The organism is Thermoflexus sp., from assembly GCF_042408365.1.
Lineage (GTDB): Bacteria > Chloroflexota > Anaerolineae > Thermoflexales > Thermoflexaceae > Thermoflexus.
In genome coordinates this window covers 1-1,931 of sequence record NZ_JBHOQJ010000119.1, presented here as the reverse complement: position 1 = coordinate 1,931, position 1,931 = coordinate 1, and the positions used below count along the sequence as shown (strand labels likewise).

Here is a 1,931-nt window from a genome sequence, read left to right as displayed (position 1 = left end):
CCCCCCCCCCCCCCCCCCCCGGGGAGGGGGATCCAGAGGGGTGGGGCCGTTGGCCCTCACCGTCCCATTCCTCAAAACAAAAATGGATGAAGCCGTAGTCGCCTCAACGCGTGTGGATGGTTTTTCCCCAGGGAATTGCGGTTGGGCATGGTCGCCCGATAGGGTAGGGGCACCCACAAGGGGTGCCCCATTTATAGACGCCCGATGGTCATAAGCGTGCCATCCGCCAGGTGGTGCCGTCGGGGCGATCCTCCAGCAGGATCCCCAGCGCCCGGAGGCGGTCGCGGATCTGATCCGCGCGGGCGAAGTCGCGTTGGCGGCGAGCTTCCGCCCGGATGTCGATGAGCAGCTGCACCAGCCCGGCTACCAGATCCGATGGGACGTCCGGCCGGATCACGTCTGGGATCAACCCCAGGACCTGGCCGCCGAACTCCCGATAGACCGCATCGATGGCCTCCAGAATCGGACGGCCTACCGTGGCTCCACCGAACAGCAGGCTGTTGACCGCCTTCGAGAATTCGAAGAGGGCCGAAAGGGCTTCCGGCGTGCTGAAATCGTCGTCCATCGCCTCGAGGAATGCCCGTCGGGCCTTCTGGATTTCCTCCATGAAGGCCTCCGGTTCGGCCGTCTCGGTTGCTGCCCCCCGTGCCAATCGCTCTCGCACCTCAATCACCGTGTTCCACAGGCGATCCAAGCCCCTCTCCGCCGCCTCCATGGCCCCTTCGCTGTAATCGATCGGCGAGCGGTAATGGCTGGAGAGGATGAACAGACGGATTGCCTGGGGCCGGTATCGCTGGAGGGCGTCCTTGATGCGAACCACGTTTCCCAGGCTCTTGCTCATCTTGACGCCGTTCACGGTCAGGGAGCCGGTGAGCAGCCAGTAGCGGGCGAAGGGCACCCCATTGGCAGCCTCCGCCTGAGCGATCTCGCTCTCATTGTGGGGGAACAGGTTGTCGATGCCCCCACCGTGGATATCGAAAGGCTGCCCCAGGTATTTCGTGGACATCACGGAGCATTCGATGTGCCAACCCGGGTAGCCCCAACCCCATGGGCTGGGCCAGCGCAGGATATGCTCCGGCTCCGCCCGCTTCCAGAGAGCGAAGTCAGCGGGGTGTCGTTTCTCCTCCCGCACCGGGACGCGAACCCCTTCCTCCTGTTCCTCCAAGCGACGGCCGGAGAGCTTCCCATACTCCGGCCAGGATTCCACTGAGAAATAAACGGAGCCGTTCACCTCATAAGCGTGGCCTTTTTCGATTAACACCCTGATCATCTCAATCATCTCAGGGATGTGGCACGAGGCTCGAGGGGAGATATCGGGTCGCACCACCTCCAGCGCGTCCATATCCTCAAAGTAGCTGCGCATGTATTTCTCCACCAACTCCATCGGCTCCAGGCGCTCCCGGGCTGCTCCCTTAAGGATGCGGTCCTCCCCAGTATCCAGCAGGTGTCCCACGTCGGTGATGTTCTGGACATAGCGGACCTTATAACCGCGATATCGGAGGTAGCGGACGATCACGTCCATGGAGACGTAAAGCTTGGCGTGGCCCAGATGGGCGTGATCGTAAACGGTCGGCCCGCATACGTACATGCGGACTTGACCCTCGCGCAACGGGACGAACGGTTCTTTCTGACGGGTGAGGAAGTTGTACATCACAAGGCTCATCGGCTTCGCTCCTCCAATGGATCTTCGTCATCCGGTTCGGCGATCGTTGCGGCTTGAAGAACTGGGAAGGCAGTAGGGCACCCGTGCGTGCTTGTTTCGATCTTGGCTGAACCGTTGGCTCGTAGTGCTTTTCCATAAGCTTAGTTTTTCGAATATAAGGCCGGGAGGCCATCTGCCCCTCTCCTCTTTCTCCCCCCCTCCCCGCAGCCCAAAGGGCCACGGGGAGGGGGGAGAAAAAGGTCTTTCGGGGGCTGGGGGCCGCCGAAGG

General features: G+C 62.0%; 1 protein-coding gene. It reads right to left on the bottom strand.

Annotated features, from left to right (window positions below; translation table 11 throughout):
- Nucleotides 1-208: 208 nt before the first annotated feature.
- On the bottom strand, nucleotides 209-1,663 hold the full coding sequence (gene cysS / locus ACFMO5_RS05110) for a cysteine--tRNA ligase (RefSeq protein WP_376791678.1): 1,455 nt from the start codon (nucleotides 1,661-1,663) through the stop codon (nucleotides 209-211).
- Nucleotides 1,664-1,931 lie beyond the last annotated feature (268 nt).

Coding starts and splice junctions, on each gene's coding strand:
- cysS (WP_376791678.1), bottom strand. CDS start 1,663: ATGAGCCTTGTGATGTACAACTTCCTCACCCGTCAGAAAGAACCGTTC.